The following is a 20,293-nucleotide window of genomic DNA, read 5'->3' as shown; positions in this document are numbered from 1 at the left end:
ATCCGGTGATCGGGATATTTACAAGATGCATGAGTATAAAGAGGTTTGGACAATGGGCCGGTTCATCAATCGAGTCAAGTATCACACGGTGCGGGAGCTAGGGAAAAATTTCAGCAGAATGCCGATCGAAATGGCGTGGGCAACAGAGCGTGAAGAAGAAACGGAGTTTACGGCAATGATGTGGGTTCCGGATTACATCACCTATGATTTATTTCATGTCACTATCCAGGAGCTGAAGAATAGGCTGGATCGTTTCGATTTCGATCTTTCTTTGACGGCTGCCCCCAAACGCTATTGCGCGCAATTATTACATACCGGAAGCTACGATCAGATCGAATCTTCGGTACAAGCTTTAGTGGATGGAGTCGCTGAAGAAGGGTACCAAATAAAAGGAAGAACCCAAGAGATTTTCATGAATCATCCGCATTGTAATCCCCCGGAGAAGCTTAACATTCTTCTAAGGCAAGAGCTCTATGCAAACGGGGAATAGCTGGTCTATCCCATGTGTAAAACCCTCAATTTTCGCCTAAAGCGGGGATTGAGGGTTTTTTCGTATTACTTGACGCAAGCGAGCATCATCGAGGGGCATCTCCATGGAGTCCTTTTCGTTGTGCGCGATCATGCCCATCCTACTCCTCCTCCGAGCTTTGCCGATAACCGCTTGGGGTGAGCGACGTGGACTGTTTGAAGGTTTTGGAGAAATGGGAGGCGTTGGCGAAGCCGCAATATTCGGCGATCAGCTCCAGATGGAGCTCGGTGGAGCGCAGCAGCTCCTTGGCTTTACCGACTCGCATCCGGGTGAGGTAGCTGTGCGGCGGTTCGCCGAAAACTTGTTTGAATATGAGGCAGAAATGGGATTCCGAGTAGCCGATATGCCGGGCCATGTCAGCGATATTGAGCGGCGCCGATAGATTGGAGGATAAATAAGCCTCCATGCGCGCTCGGAAACGATGCTCGTAATAATGACTCGCCGGACTTTGGCGGCCGCTGCTGCCAATGAGCTGTACCAGCAGCTCCAGCGCTAATTGCTGCACCTTAATCATGCTGACTACATCGTGGTTTTTGAAATTATCGATCATTTGCATAAGGGTGTGTTTCAGCTTCTTCGCATTCTCGGGAACGATGATCGGCGGGAGCTGCGCCAGACCCAGTTCATCAAGCCGAGGCTGCATCAGCTCGGAATATTTGGATAAAGTCGTCATTCCCGGCGTGGTGACAAAGCTTTGTTCGCGCAGCGGATTGTAGAAGAAATCCAGATGCGCATTGGGGACGACGCAATCGCCGAATCCGTGTGTCGTAAACAGTAATCCGGGTTGAATGAGCGCAAATTCTCCCTCCAGCAGCTCATGCTCCCTCCCCTCGATCGTAAGCACATAACGCCCTTTCTCCAAATAAAGAAACAGATAATCAAGAAGCCTCCTCGGGCCTTGTACAAAGTCGGAACGCTCGAAAGTGTAACAGAGCCGAACATGAGGAGAGACGTGATAGCTCAGCGGATTGTCCTTTACTGCCATTCCCAAAGTCCCTTCTATTGCTTGTTATAATAAGTGTTTTTGACAAGAAGATCATCGGATCCTACAAGGAAAATCTCGTTCCATATTATATCATTATTCGTATTACGAGTGTTTCTGCCACCGAAGAATAATAAAGATGTGTTAGTGGTTACGCAAGCATAAGGGACGTACTTCAAACGAAGGAGTGGTTGTCTGCCAATGGAGAACACGAGTGTAATGAGGTCCATGACGGTTCCGATTTTTGCAGGGGGAGGACGAATTGAATACGGGGAAAAGGAAATTCCGGTGCCCGGTCCAGGGCAACTGCTCCTGAAGGTAAAGGCGAATGCCTTGTGCGGTTCAGATCGCGGGCAGTTCCAGCATGGAACCCGTATCGTGCCAGGCCATGAGGCTGCAGGCATTGTCATTGCAGCGGGAGCGGGCACTGCCGTACGCGAAGGAGCGCACGGCGTTGTGTTTCTTATGGAATTTTGCGGCTCGTGCCGGAATTGCATGTCGGGCTTTACCAACCTGTGTCTGAGCAAATCCGCAGATTACGGGTTCTCGCATGACGGCGGCTACGCGCCTTATATGCTGATTAGCGAACGTGTGTTTTTTGAAATTGATCCATCGATCCCAATGGCGGAAGCGACGATGCTTCTGGATATTATGGGAACCGGCGGGCATGCGATCAAACGCGGCCTTCAGGTGCTTCCGGGCATCGGATCCGCCGTTATCGCAGGAGCCGGCCCAATTGGGCTTGGCGTTCTGGCGATGATCAAATTGCTGCTTGGCGAGGAAACGCCTGTATTCATCATGGATTTCAACGACTACCGCCTTCAATTGGCAGAGAAGATGGGGGCGATCCCGGTCAATCTTGGCCGTGAGCGTATTCGCGAGCGAATGGATGCCATGCAGGTTGATGGTGTCGATCTGGCTGTGGATACCAGCGGCAGAACGGTTGCGCGGCAAGCCGCGCTTCATTGTTTGAACAAACCCGGCGCGCTTGTATGTGTGGGGCATGGGGAGGAACTGCATTTGCAGGTTTCCGGTGATTTGATCGCGACGGAGCGGACGGTGCTTGGCAGCGAGTATTTCCAGTACAAGGATTTGCAGGACAATCATCTGCGGCTCTTAGCGAATCTACCCTACCTGAAGCAAATCATTACGCACCGATTTCCGCTGAGCCAACTCCAAGAAGCGTACGAGCTGTTTTTCCAAGGCGATACCGGGAAGGTGATCATCGAACAATGAGCGGGACGGGACGGGTCAAAATAGCGCTTGTCGGTACAGGCGGCTGGGGAAAACAGCATGCCAGAATATTCGATGCCCACGAGAAGGTTCAGTTCTGCGCACTGGTGGGACGCAATCCGGAGAAAACCATAAAGGCTGCCCGGCAATTTCATACCGCGGCGTACACGGATCTTGCCGTTATGCTGGAGAAGGAGCAGCCAGATCTGGTCAGTTTGTGCTTACCGAACCAGGGTCATTTTGAAACGACGCTTCAGGTGATTCAGGCAGGCGTGCCGCTATTTGTGGAAAAGCCGCTTGTGTTCTCTTTGAGAGAGGCAGATATACTGTTGAACGAAGCGGACAAACGCGGGTTGTTTTTTGCGATTAACTTTAACCATCGATACGCCAAGCCGGTCCAATTGGCGCGCGAAGCGATCGAAGCGGGGCGGCTCGGGCAACTGACTTTTGCATCCTGGCGTTTCGGGGGAGAGGGTTCGAGCACGCATCCGCATGCCAACCTCATCGAGACGCAGTGTCACGGTTTCGATATGCTGGAACATCTATGCGGACCGATTGAAGCGGTGTCTGCCGAGATGTCCGACTTGACCCAAGCAGGTTACCGAACCATCGCGCTATCTCTGAAATTCAGCAGCGGCGCGGTCGGCAGTCTAATCGGAACGTATGATTCCTCTTATGCGTATCCGGACACGCATCGTGTTGAACTGGACGGTACGAAGGGACGGGTCGTGATTCACGATACCGTCAAGAGGTATACGTTCCATCCGTCCGGAAGCGAGCTGGGCGAGACCTGGGAAGCAGGATACTTCAATGATGCGGATCGCCAATTCCATCTCACGATGGATAAGCATGTCGATGCTATGCTGGCGGCATTTATGGCTGGACAGCAGCCTCCGATTCATGCCGTTGCCGGGTATCGCGCCTTGGCGATCGCGGATGCGGCCATTCGCTCGTTCGAGAGCGGAAGACGAGTTAAGGTGGATGCCGCGCGTGGATCCGGATACTAGTCGCCGGATTAAATTTTACCCTTCAGGGCAGTAGCCTACGCGGCTAATGCCCGTAGTGCATAGGCTACTATCAGTTAAAGAACAAGGGGTAATCCAAATGGCGAGAGCAACAACGACCAAAGATGAGTTGAGTGAATTATCTGCTGATGACCTTGCTTTGTGGGCGGCGATCATTTTAGTTGTCGGAGATCTATTTGGGTTGCTTGCAGTACTGAAAGCCAGAACAGAGAAACAGGAATGAAACAGGTTTATCCTGAATGAAGGAGCGTTGCGTGAATGCCGGAACAAAAGCAGATTACAGCAGACGATCTTGCGAAAATTTCCTCTTCTCTAGCCATCCTGGGATACAGCATAGGGCTGCTTGCGCTTGAAAAAGCCGATTCGGAAAAGCGAAATAAAGAGAAGATATCCGCAGCAATCCATCACCTGATGAAACGATTCCATTAACATCGTAGTGGACGAGCAGAACCATGCGGGAAAGCGCAATGGAAGGATGCTTTTCCACTTTATAAGGACAATTACCTAATTTGCAAACGTTTCCCATTGACAGGCTCGGGAGTTCCTCGCTAAAATGTTCACAGATCAATACAAACAGAAACAGCATATCTTTTCGTATAATCTCAAGAATCGGCTTGAGAGTCTCTACGAGGTCACCGTAAATGACCTGTCTACGAGAAGCAAGACTAAGTAAGGCTGCGATCGGTCATATCGCGCCTTCTTGTCTTGTTTTGCGTGGAACCTAAGGAGAAATGCCGACACCATCGGCATTTTTTTTCTGGGTTCTTGTTTGTTCTGAAACATTTTTTGGGGAGGGTTTTTGAAAAATGGGTAGTTTCTTTCGTTTGAAGGAACACGGAACAAATGTAAGGACAGAGATTATGGCGGGCCTTACGACTTTTATGACGATGGCTTACATTTTGGCCGTCAATCCGGGCATTCTCGGAACTGCAGGACTTGATGGGTATTCGGTGTTTTTGGCAACGGCATTAGCCGGCGGTATCTTCACGATTGCGATGGGGTTGTTCGCGAACTTCCCGGTTGCGCTCGCGCCGGGTATGGGTCTGAACGCTTACTTCGCGGCAACGGTACTTGCTTCTAAAGCAACAGATACACCGATCTCGCCTTCAATGGCGCTGACGGCCGTATTTATCTCCGGTATCATCTTCTTGATCCTGACGATTACGCAAATTCGTCAGCTGCTGATTACAGCTGTTCCTGACAGCTTGAAGCATGCCATTACAGTAGGTATCGGTCTTTTCATCACCATCATCGGCTTGAAAAACAGCGGTATTATGACAGTCGGCGTTGAGAATACGGTTACGGATATTCCTAAAGGCGTCTTCACGGATGTTCTGGGCTTCGAGTCCGTGTTCCACATGGGCAGCCTGGAGAACTCCAGCGTGTACCTGACGCTGATCGGCGTACTGCTGATCGCGATTCTGATGGTAATGCGCGTACCGGGCGCGATTCTGTTCGGTATTCTTGGCGTGACGATCATCGCGATCTTGACTGGCGACGTGAACGTGAGCGAAGCGTTGAAAGGCCAATCGTGGAGCCCTGATTTCAGCAAAGGCAACTTCTGGGACTTCGACTTCAAAGGTGTTATGGACACCGGCTTGATTTCCATCATTGCGACTTTCACATTCGTTGAATTGTTCGATACATTCGGTACACTGGTAGGTACGGCGAACCGTGCCGGCTACATGAAAGACCCTGCAAAAGGCAAGAAGCTGGTTGGTAAAGCGATGCTGGTTGATGCGATCGGCGTCAGCGGCGGCGCAATGCTCGGTACAAGCACAGTAACGGCATTCGTTGAAAGCTCTGCGGGTATCGCGCAGGGCGGACGTACAGGTCTTACTGCCGTAACGACAGGCGTTGCGTTCTTGGCAGCATTGTTCCTATGGCCGGTTATCGCATTGATCCCGGGCTCTGCTACTGCAGCTGCACTGATCATTGTCGGCGTGCTCATGGTACAATCGATCAAAGAAATCGACTTCCAAGACATGGTGTATGCAATCCCGTCGTTCTTGACGGTTGCGCTTATGCCGTTCACTTACAACATCGCAAACGGTGTTTCCTTCGGTATCGTTTCGTATGTAGTGCTGGCTACAACAGCTAATCTTGCCGGCAAAAAAGGCGGCTACAAAGTGCACTGGCTCATGTGGGTGCTTGCGATTCTGATCGTCGCGCGTTACGCGTTTATCGGAAGCCAAGGCTAATAGTGAACAATGAAGAGGACGGCGCAGAATCTGCGCCGTCCTCTTTTTTTGCCTTTAGCCGTGCTGCTTGTAGACTCCATACTTGATCATATCGATAAAGATATCGATCTCCTGGATCAGCTTCTGCTCGATAACGGGGGGAGCGAGAGCCTGTGTCTTGTGAAGCTGCAGATACTTGTTCGACAATGCATTCAAGACGAAGGTGACATGGTTGAAAACCGCCTCGGCATCCAGCCCATCCCGCAGCGGGGCGGCGTCCAGAAGCTCGGCTTTATAGATGGACCGCAGCATAGCCGGCGTCGTGAACGTCTTCTGATACGCTTCGATCAGCTTCTCAATCTCGGCTTGGACGGCCTTCGGCGGAAGGCTGATGACACGCTGCACAAGCTCGGTCTCTTGAAAATAATGCAAAGTCACGCGCTGCTTCGCCAGCACGATCTCCTTGATATGCTCGAAGAAATCAGTCGCGCCGATCGCTTCCACCGCAGTAATCGTTTTCTCAACAAGCAAGTCCATCGCATGCTGGACAACGGCAAGATAGAGGTTCTTTTTGCTTTTAAAATAATGAAACAAAATGCCTTTAGAAATACCGGCTCTCGCCGTTATCGTATCCGTGGAGGTGTTTGTGTAGCCGTTCTTGGCAAACTCCTCGATACAAATCGTCATGATGAGCTCCTGTTTCTCTTCAGGAAGCTTCGCGAATGCGGGGTACACGGTTAAAACACCTCAGTTCTGTTAAAGACGACTAAACGGTGATGTCTTTTCTACTATAATACCAGTAAGCGGACAGCACGCAACAGACGATAACGACGGCCATAATGGTGATGTACAGCGGATCGAAATACCGGTCGGTTATGATGGCTGCCGCTTCGGCATACTTAAAGGGACTGATATATTTGAACCATGCGAAATGGTCGGAAACGCCCGAAATAATGCTGAAGAAATAAGTGATGAACACAAGTCCGAGCGACATGGATACGACGGATCGGGTCCTTCTCAGGATCGCCGAGAACAAGAACGAGAGGCTTGCGAAGGTCAGATGCATGAGCAGGACGGCCGATTCCAGCAGGAAGAAAGTAGACAGCGATACGTCGTTATCTTTCGAGAATTGAAACCCGATTAGACTGGCGGCCACAATGACTAGGTTGAACAGCACAATATTGATGACTACGGCAGCAAGCTTCTGGCCGATGATCTGGGTTCTCGTAATCGGTCTGGAGAGCAGGAATTCGATCGTTTTCTCATGCTGCTCCTTCGCTACGATATTAGAAGCCAGTAAGGATGCGAAAATGCTGCCGAGCAAGGTCGTCATCAAGTGGATCTCGATGCCATAAAATCCGAGCAGGGTGCTCATGCTCAGCCGATCCATGCCGAAAGCCTTCTTCATCCCCTCGGGAAGGGTGCTCATCATATCGTCCAGCCCTTGCTGCTGCTTGGCGAATTCCGGGTAAATGCTTAAATATAAGAGGATGATCCCGGCCATAATAATACTCCAAATGATCAATCCCCGAAGATTTCGTTTGAATTCTCTTCTTAGAAGCATCGTACAGCCTCCTTATTTTTTCTCATAATAATGAATGAATACTTCCTCAAGCGAAGGCTCTTCGATCAAAATATCCGTGAAGGCGCAGTCCGCCAATCCTTGAATGAGTGCTTTCATATCGCCGCCATATAGCAGCTTCACATGGGAACCGGTCGTTTCTTGCTTTAAGATGCCCTTCAATTGCGGGAGTCCAATGGCCTCGGGATTGCTAGCTGTCAGGGTAATATTCTTGAGGTTGTTCTTAAGCAGCTGCTCGACGGATTCGACTTTAATAAGCGCACCTTCTTTAATAATGGCGACCCGGTCGCACATCTTCTGTACCTCGCTCAGAATGTGGGAGGAGAAGAAGATCGTTGTACCCTTCATGCGCTCTTCGGTGAGCAGCTCGAAGAACGTATTCTGCATAAGCGGATCTAGGCCGCCGGTCGGCTCATCGAGTATAAGCAGCTTCGGCCTGTGCAGCAGCGCTTGAACGATGCCGACTTTCTTGCGGTTGCCGAAGGAGAGGTCCTCGATTTTGCGGGAGAGATCCAGGTCGAGGCGCTCGGCCAGCTCCGTGATGCGATTGGAATCCGTTTGATCATAGAAAGCCGCCGAATACTTGAGCAGATCCATAACCTTCATGTCATCATAATAAAATACTTCTGAAGGCAGATAACCGACTTGGCGGCGGATGGCCTTGGCATCCTTCACGATGTCCATACCTAGGATCGAGGCGCTGCCCGAGGTAGGAAAGACAAAATTGAGCAGCGTTCGGATCGTTGTGCTCTTGCCCGCGCCGTTCGGTCCAATGAACCCGAATACTTCGCCTTCTCCGATCGTAAAGGATACATCGGATATGCCACGGCTCTTGCCGTACGTTTTCGTCAACTGACGAAGTTCGACGATTGGTTTCACGCTTGGAGCCTCCTATCGTTTTAGAGGGTTAATTATGAATGTTGACTGATGAGTCAATGTGATTGTAATCCTATATTGACTGATGAGTCAATACGTTTTTTGTGTGCTCGCGAATAGGGATTTGGTGCTCCCATCGACTTGAATAGCGTGCGTATTTTGTCGGTTTTTGTAGGAGGGCGGGATTAGAAGGCAGTGTCAGCAATGGTCCGAATACCCAACAAAATCACAGATTGTTCAAAATAATTCGTGAAAATTGCAAAAACTAGGCAAAACACGAACTTTTATAAGTTTATTTGAATTTAATGTTCGTGTTTTTTCGTTGACATTCTGCGTCAGGATTGATAAACTAGGGATAGCGAAAAACGAATCATATACTTACCATGCAAGACTCGTATATCCTTGGGGATTAGGCCCGAGAGTATCTACCCGAGAACCTTAATTTTCGGACTACGAGCCCATGCAGTTGAAGAACCAGGTTGCCGCCTTGACGGGGCAGCCTGATGTTGTCTATTGCCGTTCCTGTCTACCGGTTAGCAGGGCGGCGATAGAGCTTGATCTTCATTGCTGGACTTGTAAGTCCCGAAGCCATCCATGTTGTGGAGCCTGTGCTGAGGGACTTTTTTTGTGGCTTGTACTGTAATCCGATTCCTTCATCAAACAAAGGTGGTTATAAGCAGATGTCAGCAAAAGTCGGCGTCATCATGGGCAGTAAGTCAGACTGGGAGACTATGAAGCTAGCCTGTGACGTTCTGGACGAGTTACAAATCCCCTACGAGAAGAAGGTTGTTTCGGCTCACCGGACACCGGACCTTATGTTCCAATACGCAGAAACAGCAGTAGAACGCGGCTTGAAGGTTATTATCGCGGGTGCTGGCGGAGCTGCACATTTGCCCGGCATGGTCGCCGCGAAGACGATCTTGCCGGTTATTGGCGTGCCTGTGAAGTCTTCGAATTTGAACGGACTTGACTCGCTGCTGTCCATCGTACAGATGCCCGGCGGCATTCCGGTTGCAACGGTTGCGATCGGCAACGCCGGCGGCACAAACGCGGGATTGCTTGCAGCACAGATGCTCGGCGCGTTCGATCCGGATGTACAAGCCCGCGTGCTTGCGCGCCGCGAGCGGATTGAGCAGGAAGTGCTCGAAAGCAGTGAGACGCTATGAGCGGCGGCACGGGTAAAGAAGTGAAAGTGATTTTGCCCGGCTCCACAGTCGGGATCCTTGGCGGCGGTCAGCTTGGCCGGATGATGGCGAATGCAGGCAGCGCCATGGGATATCGGTTCGTGGCACTGGATCCTACGCCGGATGCGCCTGCCGGACAAGTTGCCGGTCAAATCGTAGCCGCGTATGACAATCGCGATGCGGCTCGCGAACTGGCGGAGCGCTCCGATGTCATCACGTATGAGTTCGAGAACGTCGATGCCGGCGTTGCGGCCATGCTGATGGAGGAATCGTACGTGCCGCAAGGCAGCGAGCTGCTCTATACGACGCAGCATCGGCTGCGTGAGAAACGGGCGATTGAAGCGGCGGGCGTGAAGGTTGCGCCTTATGCCGAAGTGCGAAGCGCAGATGAGCTTCGCGAGGCAGTAGGCCGCTTCGGCCTGCCTTGCGTGCTGAAGACCGCTATGGGCGGCTATGACGGCAAAGGCCAATGGGTCATCCGCAGCGAAGCTGAAATCGATGAGGCGTTCGAGACGCTGAATCGTGCCGGTACGGAGCTTGTGCTGGAGCAGTTCATTCGCTTCCAGAAGGAGCTTTCGGTCATTGCGGCAAGAAGCCCGCAGGGCGAGATTCGTACCTTCCCGGCAGCGGAGAATATCCACGTCGATAACATATTGCATCTGTCGATCGTGCCTGCACGGATTGACGAAGAACTTCAGCGGGAAGCGGAGCGGCTTGCTGCACGAATCGCTGAAGGGCTTGGCGCCGTCGGTTTGATCGCGGTGGAGCTGTTCTTGACGGAGGACGGCGAATTGTTCGTCAACGAGCTTGCGCCGCGTCCGCATAACAGCGGCCATTATACGATGGAAGCTTGCCGGACATCGCAGTTCGAGCAGCACGTGCGCGCCGTATGCGGTTTGCCGCTTGGCGACACGGCGCTTCTTACGCCGGTTGTTATGGTGAACGTGCTCGGCGAGCATGTGGAGCCGCTGCTGGAACTGATCGCGAAGCAAGATGAACATGCGGAACGTTTAGGCGTAGCGCCTAAAATTCATTTATATGGGAAACATGAAGCCAAACATAAACGGAAAATGGGTCATGTCAACGTGCTTGCATCGGATGTGGAGCAAGCGCTGGCATGGATTTCCGAAACCAACATTTGGAGGGTTTAATTCACGATGTTAGAACGTTACAGCAGACCGGAAATGAGAGCGATTTGGACGGAAGAGAACAAATTCAAGGCATGGCTAGAGGTTGAGCTTTGCGCATGCGAGGCTTGGGTAGAGCTTGGCGTAATCCCGCGCGAGGATGTTGAAGCCCTTCGCAAAGGAGCAACGTTCAACATCGACCGCATCAACGAGATCGAGCTTGAGACACGCCATGACGTTATCGCGTTCACGCGTGCGGTATCCGAAACAGTCGGACCTGAGCGCAAATGGGTTCATTACGGCCTGACTTCCACAGACGTTGTGGATACGGCGATGGGTTACCTCCTTCTTCAAGCGAACACGATCTTGGAGAAAGACATTACGAACTTTATTGAAATTTTACGCGGCCAAGCGGTTGCTTATAAAGATACAGCGATGATGGGCCGTACGCATGGCGTACACGCGGAGCCGACAACGTTCGGTTTGAAGCTTGCCCTCTGGTACGAAGAAATGAAGCGTAACCTGGAGCGTTTCCGCCATGCGGCTAACGGCGTGCAATTCGGCAAAATCTCCGGCGCGGTAGGCACTTACGCGAACATCGATCCTTTTGTAGAAGAATTCACATGTAAGAAGCTTGGCATTACGCCTGCTCCGATCTCCACGCAAACGCTGCAGCGTGACCGTCATGCGGAGTACATTGGCACATTGGCACTGATCGCGACTTCGCTCGATAAATTCGCTACGGAAATCCGCGCTCTGCAGAAGAGTGAGTTCCGTGAAGTGGAAGAGCCGTTCGCCAAAGGTCAAAAGGGTTCATCCGCAATGCCGCACAAACGCAACCCGATCGGCTGCGAGAACATCTCCGGTCTGTCCCGCGTTATCCGCGGCCATATGCTGACAGCTTACGAGAACGTTGTGCTGTGGCATGAGCGTGACATCAGCCACTCGTCGGCTGAGCGCGTGATTTTGCCGGATTCCACGATGCTGCTCAACTACATGTTGAACCGTCTGGGTAACATCATCAAGAACCTTCAGGTGTTCCCTGAGAACATGAAACGCAATATGCAGCGTACGTTCGGCGTGCCGTTCTCCGGCCGCGTCATGACGAAGCTGATCGATAAAGGCATGAGCCGCGAGCAAGCGTACGACACTGTACAGCCGCGCGCGATGCAAGCATGGGAAGAGCAGCGCCAATTCCGCGATATCATCGAGTCGACGCCTGAGATTACGGCTCATTTGTCCGCTGATGAAATCGCTGATGCGTTTAACCCGGCTTGGCATCTTAAGCACGTGGATACCATTTTCAGACGGCTTGAGTTGATTTAAAGGCATGACTGCGCATGAGAAAACGTCTTTCGATCGCTGTTGTACCTTGGATTTCTTTGAACTATAAGGGATTATAGGTTGAAATCCTTGTACAAAGGCGAACGCTGACGCTTCTACAGACTGTTTTCTCCTGCTCCGTCATTACGTGCATAAATCTAAATCAAACCGTTGAAAAAAGGAGAGATTGAAATGACACAAGCGTTGTCCACGGCTGTGGATTATGTGAAGGCGCCGCTGCTGTATAAGGGCAAGGTGCGCGAGCTTTATGATCTTGGCGAGCATTATCTCATTGTGGTCACGGACCGCATCAGCGCGTTTGACTATGTGCTGGATCCGGCTGTTCCGGAGAAAGGCAACGTGCTGAATCGGTTGTCGGCTTTCTGGTTTGATCAAACGGCGGCTATGATGCCGAATCATATCGTTCACACGGACGTGTACAAGCTTGGCGATCTCGTAACGGAGCCTGAACTTCTGAAAAACCGCATTATGGTTTCCAAGAAAGCAGAGCGCATCGATATCGAATGTGTCGTTCGCGGCTATATCACCGGCGGCGGTTGGAGACAATATGTGAAAACATCGGCAATTAACGGCATCGAGCTGCCGGAAGGTCTGCGCAAGAACGAGCGTTTTGCTGCGCCGCTGTTCACGCCGGCTGCGAAGAACGACGTGGGCCATGACGAAGACATCCCGTTCGAGCGGATGCAAGAGATGGTCGGCGCCGAGCTGGCGGAAGAGCTTCGCGATAAGAGCATTGCGCTGTACGAATATGCGCGCGGCTTCTGCGAAGAGCGCGGCATCATTTTGGCGGATTGCAAATTCGAGTTCGGCCTTATAGATGGTAAAGTCATTCTCATCGACGAAATCTTCACCCCGGATTCCTCCCGTTTCTGGGCGAAAGACAACTATGCCTACGACATCGAAATCGACAGTATGGACAAAGAACCGGTACGCACTTACTTGCTCGGCTCCGACTGGGACCGAGACAGCAAACCGGCTCCGCTCCCGCAAGCCGTCGTAGAAGAAACAACCAACCGCTACCTAGCCATCTACAAAGCACTAACAGGCGAAGCATTGGTCTAGTAATCAAAACCCGCGGGCCAAGCACAGATGGCTCGCACCACATAAATCAGGCGACGCAAGCGGCGGCGAATAGCCCCGCGAAGCGAGCCCAGGATGCTCCCAGAGCATCCTGCAAAATTGTTTTCCAGGATGGGCGAAGCAAATAAGTGGTATGTCGAGCCGTAGAGCGCAAGCGATCGCCTTTGAACTTGGGAAACATCCGCTAGGATATTGTTCAAGTTTCCTAAAGTTCAACAGCGACGAAGGCCGACATATCCACGTTTTGCGTAGCGCTCCCATCCCACATCTCACATTTTCCAGGAGGCGACCCCCCAAATGAAGGCTAAAGTTTACGTAACGATCAAACAAAACGTGCTTGACCCGCAAGGCAGCGCTGTACAAGGCGCGTTGCACACAATGGGCTTCGAGGAAGTCGGCAAAGTCCGCATCGGCAAATATTTGGAACTGAACCTAGATACTACGGATCGCGCAGAAGCGGAAACTCGTCTGAAAGCGATGTGTGAGAAGCTGCTGGCGAACACAGTAGTGGAAGACTACCGTTTTGAATTGGAGGGCTAAACGATGAAGTTCGCGGTAATCGTTTTTCCAGGCTCCAACTGTGATATTGACTGCTTCAAAGCAGTAGAAGATACAATCGGCCAGCAAGTCGAATACGTATGGCATACGGCTACGGATCTTTCCGCGTATGATGCGATTCTCGTTCCGGGCGGATTCTCCTATGGAGACTACCTGCGCTGCGGCGCGATCGCTCGTTTTGCACCGGTTATGAACGAAGTGGTTAAAGCAGCTGAGGCGGGCAAGTTCATTCTCGGCATCTGCAATGGCTTCCAAATCCTTACCGAGGCAGGCCTGCTGCCAGGCGCACTTCGCCGCAACAGCGGCATGAAATTCATCTGCCAGCAAACACAGCTGGAAGTCGTAAACAATGCGACAGCATTCACTAGCCAATACAGCGCCGGCGAAGTGATCGATATTCCGATCGCGCATGGCGAAGGCAACTACTACTGCGACGACGAAACGCTCGCGCAGCTCAAAGCAAACAACCAAATTGTGTTCCGTTATGCGGGTGATACGAACCCGAACGGTTCCATCGACAATATCGCAGGGATCAGCAATGAACGTGGCAACGTGGTCGGCATGATGCCGCATCCGGAGCGCGCGGTGGATCAACTGCTTGGCTCGGAAGACGGCAAACGGATGTTTACATCGATTTTGAATGCTTGGAGGGAACAAAATGGCGCAGCAGTTAACAGCTAAGGAACCGACAGCGGAACAAATTGCGGAGCAACGCATTTATACGCAATTCGGTGTGACGGATCATGAATATGAACTGGTTTGCGGTTTTCTGGGCCGTAAGCCGAACTATACAGAAATCGGCGTTTTCAGCGTTATGTGGTCGGAGCATTGCTCCTACAAGAACTCGAAGAAAATCCTGAAGAAGTTCCCAATCACAGGACCGAAAGTATTGATGGGTCCGGGCGAGGGCGCAGGTATCGTCGATATCGGCGACAACCAAGCGGTTGTGTTCAAAATCGAATCGCATAACCATCCTTCCGCAGTTGAGCCATACCAAGGCGCAGCAACAGGCGTAGGCGGCATCATCCGCGACATTTTCTCCATGGGTGCTCGTCCGGTTGCGCTGCTGAACAGCTTGCGTTTCGGTAATCTGGAGAACCAACGCGTTAAATATTTGTTCGAGCACGTAGTTGGCGGTATCGCTGGCTATGGGAACTGTATCGGGATTCCGACAGTTGCAGGCGAAGTCATGTTCGATGAGAGCTACGAAGGCAATCCGCTTGTAAACGCAATGTGCGTGGGGCTTATCGATCATGATAAAATCCAGCGCGGCGTCGCTAAAGGTGTAGGCAACCCGGTATTCTACGTGGGTCCTGCTACGGGCCGTGACGGTATTCACGGTGCGACATTCGCATCGGTCGAATTGTCCGAAGAGTCCGAAGAGAAACGTACGGCTGTGCAAGTAGGCGATCCCTTCATGGAGAAGCTTGTTATGGAAGCAACGCTTGAGCTAATCAATGCCGGCATCGTAGTCGGTATTCAAGATATGGGAGCAGCGGGTCTGACTTGCTCCAGCGCGGAGATGGCGTCCAAAGCGGGTAACGGCTTGGAGCTGTACCTCGATGAGGTGCCTCAGCGCGAAGAAGGCATGACGCCTTACGAAATGATGCTTTCAGAGTCGCAAGAGCGTATGTTGTTCGTTGTTGAACCGCAGCACGAAGCGCAAGCGCAGGAAATTTTTGACCGTTGGGGCATTATCTGCGTGAAGGTTGGTAAAGTTACGGATGATGGCCGTCTGCGTCTGTTCCACCAAGGCGAAGAAGTGGCGAATATGCCGGTTACAGCGCTCGTTGACGAGTGCCCAATGTACGACAAACCTTCCAAAGAGCCTGCTTACTACGCGGCAAATGCAGCGATCGATACGACTGCTTATGCGGAAGTAACGGATCTGACGGATGCATTGAAAAAGGTGTTGGCTTCGCCGACAGTGGCGAGCAAAGAGTGGGTTTACAACCAGTATGACTACATGGTGCGCACAAGCACTGCGGTTCAACCAGGCTCCGATGCTGCGGTTGTGACGATTCGCGGAACGCGCAAAGCGCTTGCGATGACGACAGACTGCAACGGACGCTATGTATACCTTGATCCAGAAGTAGGCGGACGTATCGCAGTAGCAGAAGCAGCGCGTAACATCGTATGTTCCGGTGCCGAGCCGCTCGCGATCACGGATAACCTGAACTTCGGCAGCCCGGAGAAGCCGGAAGTGTTCTGGCAGCTTGAGAAAGCGGCAGACGGAATTTCCGAAGCTTGCCGTACGCTGGAAACGCCGGTTATCGGCGGTAATGTCAGCTTGTACAACGAAAATGCGAAAGGCGCGATTTACCCAACGCCGGTTATCGGAATGGTTGGACTCGTGCACGACGTTGACCATATTACGACGCAAGGCTTCAAGGCGGAAGGCGATGTCATTTTCCTTGCCGGCGAAACGAAACATGAGCTTGGCGGTAGTGAATTGCAATACGTGCTGCAAGGCAAGAGCGAAGGACGTCCTCCGCAAATTGACCTGGCTACGGAGAAAAAGCTGCTTGATGGCGTGCTTGGCGCGATCCGCGAAGGTCTTGTTGCTTCGGCGCATGACTTGTCCGAGGGCGGCCTAGCGGTTGCGCTTGCGGAATCGGCGATCAGCGGCAAGCTGGGCGCTGAAGTGGACATTACGACAGACCTGCGTCCGGATGCTGCTTTGTTCAGCGAATCGCAATCCCGTATTTTGCTTTCGGCTAAACCGGAGCAAGCACAAGCGCTGCAGAAGTACCTGACAGATAAAGGCGTACCGAACGCGGCACTCGGCGTCGTACGCACAAGCGGACTTGTTGTTACTGTTAACGGCAAACCGGGCATCCATGCACCGGTTGATCAACTGGAGAAGGTTTGGAAGGATGCGATTCCATGTCTGATGAAATAAAACAGCTGCCGAAGCTGTGGACAGGCGATCACTATAACGAAGGCATTGGCCGGGATGATATTTTTGATAAATTGCGTGAAGAGTGCGGCGTATTCGGGGTGTACGGCATCCCGGATGCCTGCTCCCTTGGCTACTACGGGCTGCACGCGCTGCAGCACCGCGGCGAAGAGAGCTCCGGCATGGCTGCGGTGGAATCAACAACCGGCAAGTTTACGTATCACCGTGGCATGGGGCTTGTAAAGGAAGTGTTCGACCAGGCAACGCTGGAAGGCCTTCCGGGCAACTGTGTCATCGGCCATGTGCGATATTCGACTGCAGGGGAAAGCAAGCTCGCGAATGCGCAGCCGCTTGTCTTCAAATATCGTGACGGCGATCTGGCTGTCGCAACGAACGGAAACATCGTGAACGCGCCTTCGATCCGCAAGGAGCTGGAGAGCCAGGGCTCGATTTTCCAAACGACAAGCGATACGGAAGTTATTGCCCATCTGATTGCGCGCTCGAACAAAGACTTCGTAAGTGCGGCAAAAGATGCGCTGCAACGGATTATTGGCGGTTTTGCTTTTCTTATTATGACGAATGACAAGCTGCTTGTTGCCTCTGACGGCCATGGCCTTCGTCCACTCGTCATGGGTAAGCTGGACGGCGGTTATGTATTCGCTTCGGAGACCTGCGCGCTTGAAACTTGCGGCGCCGAGTATGTACGTGACGTGCAGCCGGGCGAGCTGCTTGTGCTGGATAAGAACGGTCTGCGTGAGGATCGTTTCGAGAAGCTGGAGCGCCGCGCGACTTGTGCGATGGAATATATTTATTTTGCAAGACCGGATAGCGATATTAATGGAATCAACCTGCACTCGGCGCGTAAACGCATGGGACAGAAGCTGGCGCTTGAAGCATTCTTCGATGCCGATCTCGTAACCGGCGTACCGGATTCGAGTATTTCGGCAGCCATCGGATATGCGGAGCAAACGGGGATTCCTTATGAGCTTGGTCTGATCAAGAACAAGTACACGGGCCGTACGTTCATTCAACCTTCGCAAGAGCTTCGTGAAAAAGGCGTCAAAATGAAGCTGTCTGCGGTTCGCAAAGTGGTGGAAGGCAAGCGCGTTGTCATGATCGATGACTCGATCGTGCGCGGTACTACGAGCCTTCGCATCGTCAATCTGCTTCGCGAAGCAGGCGCGACTGAGGTTCATGTGTGCATTACTTCACCTCCGTTCAAGAACCCTTGCTACTACGGCATCGATACGCCTGACCGCAAGGAACTGATTGCCTCGCAGAAGACGGTTGAAGAAATTCGCCAGGCGATCAACGCGGATTCGTTATATTTTCTAAGCCATGAAGGTTTTATCGAGGCTGTTGGCGGCAACGACGGCGAATACAATCGCGGGATGTGCTTGGCTTGCTTCGATAATGATTATCCGACACCGGTGGATCCGACTTCGGAGAAAAGCTGCTCTTGTTAGAGTATGGTGAAGGCAGCTGCCTGCGGCCAATATGGGTCTCCACTCGCTGTTGTAGATGGATTTCTTTGAATTTTCTAACCTGTATAGGTAGGAAATCCATCTACAAAGGCGACCGCTAACGCTGTTCCGACTCCATATCGGCCTCCGGCCGCTTTTTCACCTTGGGGTATGATCCGAAAGACAAACCTTGATCACTTAAGGTTTGATGAAATAATTCTAAGGAGTGACTATCGTGGCAGAAGCTTATAAAGAAGCCGGCGTTGATATCGCGGCTGGTAACGAAGCAGTCGAACGGATGAAGAAACACGTGAAGAAGACGTTCCGTCCGGAAGTATTGACGGATCTTGGCGGCTTCGGCGGTCTGTTCGGTCTTAATAAAGACAAGTACGAGGAGCCGGTATTGGTTTCGGGTACGGACGGTGTGGGTACGAAGCTGAAGGTTGCTTTTGCGATGGACAAGCACGACACGATCGGTATTGATGCGGTTGCGATGTGCGTGAACGATATTATCGTTCAAGGCGCAGAGCCGCTGTTCTTCCTCGATTACCTCGCTTGCGGCAAAGTAGAGCCTGCGAAGATCGAAGCGATCGTAAAAGGAATTTCCGACGGCTGCGTGCAGTCCGGCTGCGCTCTAATCGGCGGCGAAACCGCTGAAATGCCTGGTATGTACCAAGGCGACGAGTACGATATCGCTGGTTTTACAGTCGGAATCGTAGACAAGAAAAACATCATCGACGGCAAAACGATCGCACCTGGCGATGTCGTGGTGGGTCTCGCTTCGAGCGGTATCCACAGCAATGGCTTCTCGCTCGTTCGTCGTTTGCTGCTTGACACAGCTGGATATGGTCTTGGCGATACACTGCCTGAGCTTGGCGGCAAAACGCTTGGCGAAGTGATCATCGAGCCGACTCGGATTTATGTGAAATCCGTTCTTGAGCTGATCAAACAAGTACAAGTTAAAGGAATGGCCCATATTACAGGCGGCGGATTCATCGAGAACATTCCGCGGGTTCTGCCTGATGGCGTCAACGTTGAAATTGCATACGGTTCATGGCCGATTCAACCAATCTTCGGGCTGATGCAAGAGAAAGGCTCGATCACAAACCGCGATATGTTCACAACGTTCAACATGGGTGTGGGTATGGTCGTTGTCGTTTCTGCTGAACAAGCCGAAGAAGCGCTGCGCATTGCGCGCGAGCTTGGCGAAGATGCTTACATCATCGGTAAAGTAACGGAAGGCAGCCGTGTAGTTACCTTTACGGGAGCTGACGTTTAATGGCCGGCTTGCGCGTCGCCGTGTTTGCTTCGGGCTTCGGCTCGAACTTCGGGGCGCTCGTGGATGCGGCAAAACAACAAAGGCTCGAGGGCGCAAGCCTCGAGCTTCTTGTTTGTGATAAGCCGGAGGCGCCTGTAGTTGCGCGCGCGCGAGAAGCTGGCATTGATGTGTTTTTGTTCAAGCCGAAGGAGTACGCTTCGCGAGAGGCGTATGAAACGGAGATTCTGGCGGAGCTGACGCGACGCGGAATCGAGCTGATCGTACTGGCGGGCTACATGCGGATTCTGACGTCGGTGCTCGTTGAGCCGTTTTTGGGAAGGATGATCAACGTCCATCCGTCGCTGCTGCCCGCATTCCCGGGCGTGAACGGCATCGGCCAGGCGCTAGCCTATGGCGTGAAGGTGACGGGGGTCACCGTTCACTTCGTGGACGGCGGCCTGGACAGCGGCCCGATCATCGCGCAGCGCATAGTCGAAGTCGCCGACGGTGACACGCTGGAGACACTCGCACCGCGGATCCATGCGGCGGAGCAGGCGCTGCTCCCGTGGGTCGTCTCGCGCATCGCCGCCGGGGCGGTCGCGATCGATGGCCGACACGTGAGCGTGAAGTAGATCGAGATGGCGAAGGTCACCCGAGGAGCTAAATTGGCGGGGAACTAGTATGGTTCGGTGGATGTAGGTCACTAGGAGAGCTACATTAGTGTGAAACTAGTGTGGTGGAGCAGATGTAGATCACCAGGAGTGCTACATTGGCGGGAAACTAGTGTGATTCGGCGGATGAAGATCACCAGGAGAGCTACATTGGTGAGGGATCGGAGATTTAGGAGCTAAGAGGGTAATGGTTACCGCACACGACGAATCAAGCACAAGTGTAGCTCTCAGGGCAACACATTGGCTAGAAACCGACGAATCAAGCACAAGAGTAGCTCTCAGGGCAACACACTGGCTAAGAA

At 52.3% G+C, this 20,293-nt stretch carries 20 protein-coding genes and 2 riboswitches; of the genes, 16 read left to right on the top strand and 4 right to left on the bottom strand.

Features of this window, described 5'->3' with window-relative positions:
• Positions 1-25 precede the first annotated feature (25 nt).
• The gene (locus tag AC6ESO_RS16040) at positions 26-490 is read left to right on the top strand and encodes a hypothetical protein (protein WP_497092229.1); all 465 of its coding nucleotides are present in this window, start codon (positions 26-28) and stop codon (positions 488-490) included.
• 139 nt (positions 491-629) lie between these two features.
• Here AC6ESO_RS16040 and AC6ESO_RS16035 read toward each other — a convergent pair whose 3' ends face one another.
• Positions 630-1,514: a helix-turn-helix domain-containing protein gene (locus AC6ESO_RS16035; RefSeq protein ID WP_497092228.1), complete on the bottom strand. Its 885-nt coding sequence runs from the start codon at positions 1,512-1,514 to the stop codon at positions 630-632.
• Between the two features lie 198 nt (positions 1,515-1,712).
• Here AC6ESO_RS16035 and AC6ESO_RS16030 point away from each other — a divergent pair, with 198 nt between their 5' ends.
• The 5 genes from AC6ESO_RS16030 (at position 1,713) to AC6ESO_RS16010 (ending at position 5,970) form a co-directional block, all read left to right on the top strand.
• Entirely contained in the window at positions 1,713-2,747 is a 1,035-nt protein-coding gene (locus AC6ESO_RS16030; protein WP_497092227.1) for an alcohol dehydrogenase catalytic domain-containing protein, read from the top strand.
• Positions 2,744-3,751 (top strand): Gfo/Idh/MocA family protein, encoded by a 1,008-nt coding sequence (locus AC6ESO_RS16025; protein WP_497092226.1) that lies wholly within the window; start codon positions 2,744-2,746, stop codon positions 3,749-3,751. Before AC6ESO_RS16030 ends, AC6ESO_RS16025 begins: the two co-directional genes overlap by 4 nt.
• 97 nt (positions 3,752-3,848) lie before the next feature.
• On the top strand, positions 3,849-3,992 hold the full coding sequence (locus tag AC6ESO_RS16020; RefSeq protein WP_497092225.1) for a hypothetical protein: 144 nt from the start codon (positions 3,849-3,851) through the stop codon (positions 3,990-3,992).
• A 35-nt stretch (positions 3,993-4,027) separates the two neighbouring features.
• On the top strand, positions 4,028-4,198 hold the full coding sequence (locus AC6ESO_RS16015) for a hypothetical protein (RefSeq protein WP_497092224.1): 171 nt from the start codon (positions 4,028-4,030) through the stop codon (positions 4,196-4,198).
• A 143-nt stretch (positions 4,199-4,341) separates the two neighbouring features.
• Positions 4,342-4,442: riboswitch (purine riboswitch) on the top strand.
• A gap of 133 nt (positions 4,443-4,575) precedes the next feature.
• On the top strand, positions 4,576-5,970 hold the full coding sequence (locus AC6ESO_RS16010) for a solute carrier family 23 protein (protein ID WP_494821106.1): 1,395 nt from the start codon (positions 4,576-4,578) through the stop codon (positions 5,968-5,970).
• A 54-nt stretch (positions 5,971-6,024) separates the two neighbouring features.
• Here the strand turns inward: AC6ESO_RS16010 and AC6ESO_RS16005 are convergent, their stop codons facing one another.
• Genes AC6ESO_RS16005 through AC6ESO_RS15995 form a run of 3 tightly spaced genes read right to left on the bottom strand, consistent with a single transcriptional unit; the run spans position 6,025 to position 8,410 of the window.
• Positions 6,025-6,684, bottom strand: a complete 660-nt coding sequence (locus tag AC6ESO_RS16005) for a TetR/AcrR family transcriptional regulator (RefSeq protein ID WP_497092223.1) — start codon at positions 6,682-6,684, stop codon at positions 6,025-6,027.
• A gap of 31 nt (positions 6,685-6,715) precedes the next feature.
• Positions 6,716-7,513 (bottom strand): DUF2705 family protein, encoded by a 798-nt coding sequence (locus AC6ESO_RS16000; protein ID WP_497092222.1) that lies wholly within the window; start codon positions 7,511-7,513, stop codon positions 6,716-6,718.
• 12 nt (positions 7,514-7,525) lie between these two features.
• Positions 7,526-8,410 (bottom strand): ABC transporter ATP-binding protein, encoded by an 885-nt coding sequence (locus AC6ESO_RS15995; RefSeq protein WP_497092221.1) that lies wholly within the window; start codon positions 8,408-8,410, stop codon positions 7,526-7,528.
• Positions 8,411-8,779: 369 nt separating this feature from the next.
• A riboswitch (purine riboswitch) is annotated at positions 8,780-8,880 on the top strand.
• 207 nt (positions 8,881-9,087) lie between these two features.
• On the opposite strand from AC6ESO_RS15995, the gene purE reads away from it, so the two are divergent.
• The 10 genes from purE (at position 9,088) to purN (ending at position 19,952) form a co-directional block, all read left to right on the top strand.
• Positions 9,088-9,573, top strand: a complete 486-nt coding sequence (gene purE / locus AC6ESO_RS15990) for a 5-(carboxyamino)imidazole ribonucleotide mutase (protein WP_090978892.1) — start codon at positions 9,088-9,090, stop codon at positions 9,571-9,573.
• Positions 9,570-10,742 (top strand): 5-(carboxyamino)imidazole ribonucleotide synthase, encoded by a 1,173-nt coding sequence (gene purK, locus AC6ESO_RS15985; protein WP_497092220.1) that lies wholly within the window; start codon positions 9,570-9,572, stop codon positions 10,740-10,742. Before purE ends, purK begins: the two co-directional genes overlap by 4 nt.
• A 6-nt stretch (positions 10,743-10,748) precedes the next feature.
• Positions 10,749-12,044, top strand: coding sequence for an adenylosuccinate lyase (purB, locus tag AC6ESO_RS15980; protein WP_494821101.1), 1,296 nt, complete (start codon positions 10,749-10,751; stop codon positions 12,042-12,044).
• A gap of 189 nt (positions 12,045-12,233) precedes the next feature.
• Positions 12,234-13,124 (top strand): phosphoribosylaminoimidazolesuccinocarboxamide synthase, encoded by an 891-nt coding sequence (locus AC6ESO_RS15975; protein WP_210663323.1) that lies wholly within the window; start codon positions 12,234-12,236, stop codon positions 13,122-13,124.
• 315 nt (positions 13,125-13,439) lie between these two features.
• Positions 13,440-13,682 (top strand): phosphoribosylformylglycinamidine synthase subunit PurS, encoded by a 243-nt coding sequence (gene purS / locus AC6ESO_RS15970; protein WP_497092219.1) that lies wholly within the window; start codon positions 13,440-13,442, stop codon positions 13,680-13,682.
• 3 nt (positions 13,683-13,685) lie between these two features.
• Positions 13,686-14,381: a phosphoribosylformylglycinamidine synthase subunit PurQ gene (gene purQ, locus AC6ESO_RS15965; RefSeq protein ID WP_497092218.1), complete on the top strand. Its 696-nt coding sequence runs from the start codon at positions 13,686-13,688 to the stop codon at positions 14,379-14,381.
• On the top strand, positions 14,359-16,602 hold the full coding sequence (gene purL, locus AC6ESO_RS15960; RefSeq protein ID WP_497092217.1) for a phosphoribosylformylglycinamidine synthase subunit PurL: 2,244 nt from the start codon (positions 14,359-14,361) through the stop codon (positions 16,600-16,602). The genes purQ and purL overlap by 23 nt, the downstream gene beginning before the upstream one ends.
• Entirely contained in the window at positions 16,587-18,065 is a 1,479-nt protein-coding gene (purF, locus tag AC6ESO_RS15955) for an amidophosphoribosyltransferase (RefSeq protein WP_494821096.1), read from the top strand. Before purL ends, purF begins: the two co-directional genes overlap by 16 nt.
• A 232-nt stretch (positions 18,066-18,297) precedes the next feature.
• Positions 18,298-19,341 carry a phosphoribosylformylglycinamidine cyclo-ligase gene (gene purM / locus AC6ESO_RS15950; RefSeq protein ID WP_497092216.1) on the top strand — a complete coding sequence of 348 codons (1,044 nt, stop codon included), beginning with the start codon at positions 18,298-18,300 and terminating at the stop codon, positions 19,339-19,341.
• A complete protein-coding gene (gene purN, locus AC6ESO_RS15945) occupies positions 19,341-19,952 on the top strand; it encodes a phosphoribosylglycinamide formyltransferase (protein ID WP_497092215.1) in 612 nt (203 codons plus the stop codon). The genes purM and purN overlap by 1 nt, the downstream gene beginning before the upstream one ends.
• Positions 19,953-20,293: the final 341 nt, after the last annotated feature.

It is taken from the genome of Paenibacillus rhizoryzae (genome assembly GCF_059686995.1).
The sequence above is the reverse complement of the archived record's forward strand: the minus strand, read 5'-3'. Positions and strand labels throughout refer to the sequence as shown.

Coding starts and splice junctions, on each gene's coding strand:
- purN (WP_497092215.1), top strand. CDS start 19,341: ATGGCCGGCTTGCGCGTCGCCGTGTTTGCTTCGGGCTTCGGCTCGAAC.
- purQ (WP_497092218.1), top strand. CDS start 13,686: ATGAAGTTCGCGGTAATCGTTTTTCCAGGCTCCAACTGTGATATTGAC.
- purF (WP_494821096.1), top strand. CDS start 16,587: ATGTCTGATGAAATAAAACAGCTGCCGAAGCTGTGGACAGGCGATCAC.
- purK (WP_497092220.1), top strand. CDS start 9,570: ATGAGCGGCGGCACGGGTAAAGAAGTGAAAGTGATTTTGCCCGGCTCC.
- AC6ESO_RS16025 (WP_497092226.1), top strand. CDS start 2,744: ATGAGCGGGACGGGACGGGTCAAAATAGCGCTTGTCGGTACAGGCGGC.
- AC6ESO_RS16035 (WP_497092228.1), bottom strand. CDS start 1,514: ATGGCAGTAAAGGACAATCCGCTGAGCTATCACGTCTCTCCTCATGTT.
- AC6ESO_RS15975 (WP_210663323.1), top strand. CDS start 12,234: ATGACACAAGCGTTGTCCACGGCTGTGGATTATGTGAAGGCGCCGCTG.
- AC6ESO_RS16030 (WP_497092227.1), top strand. CDS start 1,713: ATGGAGAACACGAGTGTAATGAGGTCCATGACGGTTCCGATTTTTGCA.
- purE (WP_090978892.1), top strand. CDS start 9,088: ATGTCAGCAAAAGTCGGCGTCATCATGGGCAGTAAGTCAGACTGGGAG.
- AC6ESO_RS16000 (WP_497092222.1), bottom strand. CDS start 7,513: ATGCTTCTAAGAAGAGAATTCAAACGAAATCTTCGGGGATTGATCATT.
- purB (WP_494821101.1), top strand. CDS start 10,749: ATGTTAGAACGTTACAGCAGACCGGAAATGAGAGCGATTTGGACGGAA.
- AC6ESO_RS16040 (WP_497092229.1), top strand. CDS start 26: ATGCATGAGTATAAAGAGGTTTGGACAATGGGCCGGTTCATCAATCGA.
- AC6ESO_RS16020 (WP_497092225.1), top strand. CDS start 3,849: ATGGCGAGAGCAACAACGACCAAAGATGAGTTGAGTGAATTATCTGCT.
- purS (WP_497092219.1), top strand. CDS start 13,440: ATGAAGGCTAAAGTTTACGTAACGATCAAACAAAACGTGCTTGACCCG.
- AC6ESO_RS16015 (WP_497092224.1), top strand. CDS start 4,028: ATGCCGGAACAAAAGCAGATTACAGCAGACGATCTTGCGAAAATTTCC.
- AC6ESO_RS16010 (WP_494821106.1), top strand. CDS start 4,576: ATGGGTAGTTTCTTTCGTTTGAAGGAACACGGAACAAATGTAAGGACA.
- purL (WP_497092217.1), top strand. CDS start 14,359: ATGGCGCAGCAGTTAACAGCTAAGGAACCGACAGCGGAACAAATTGCG.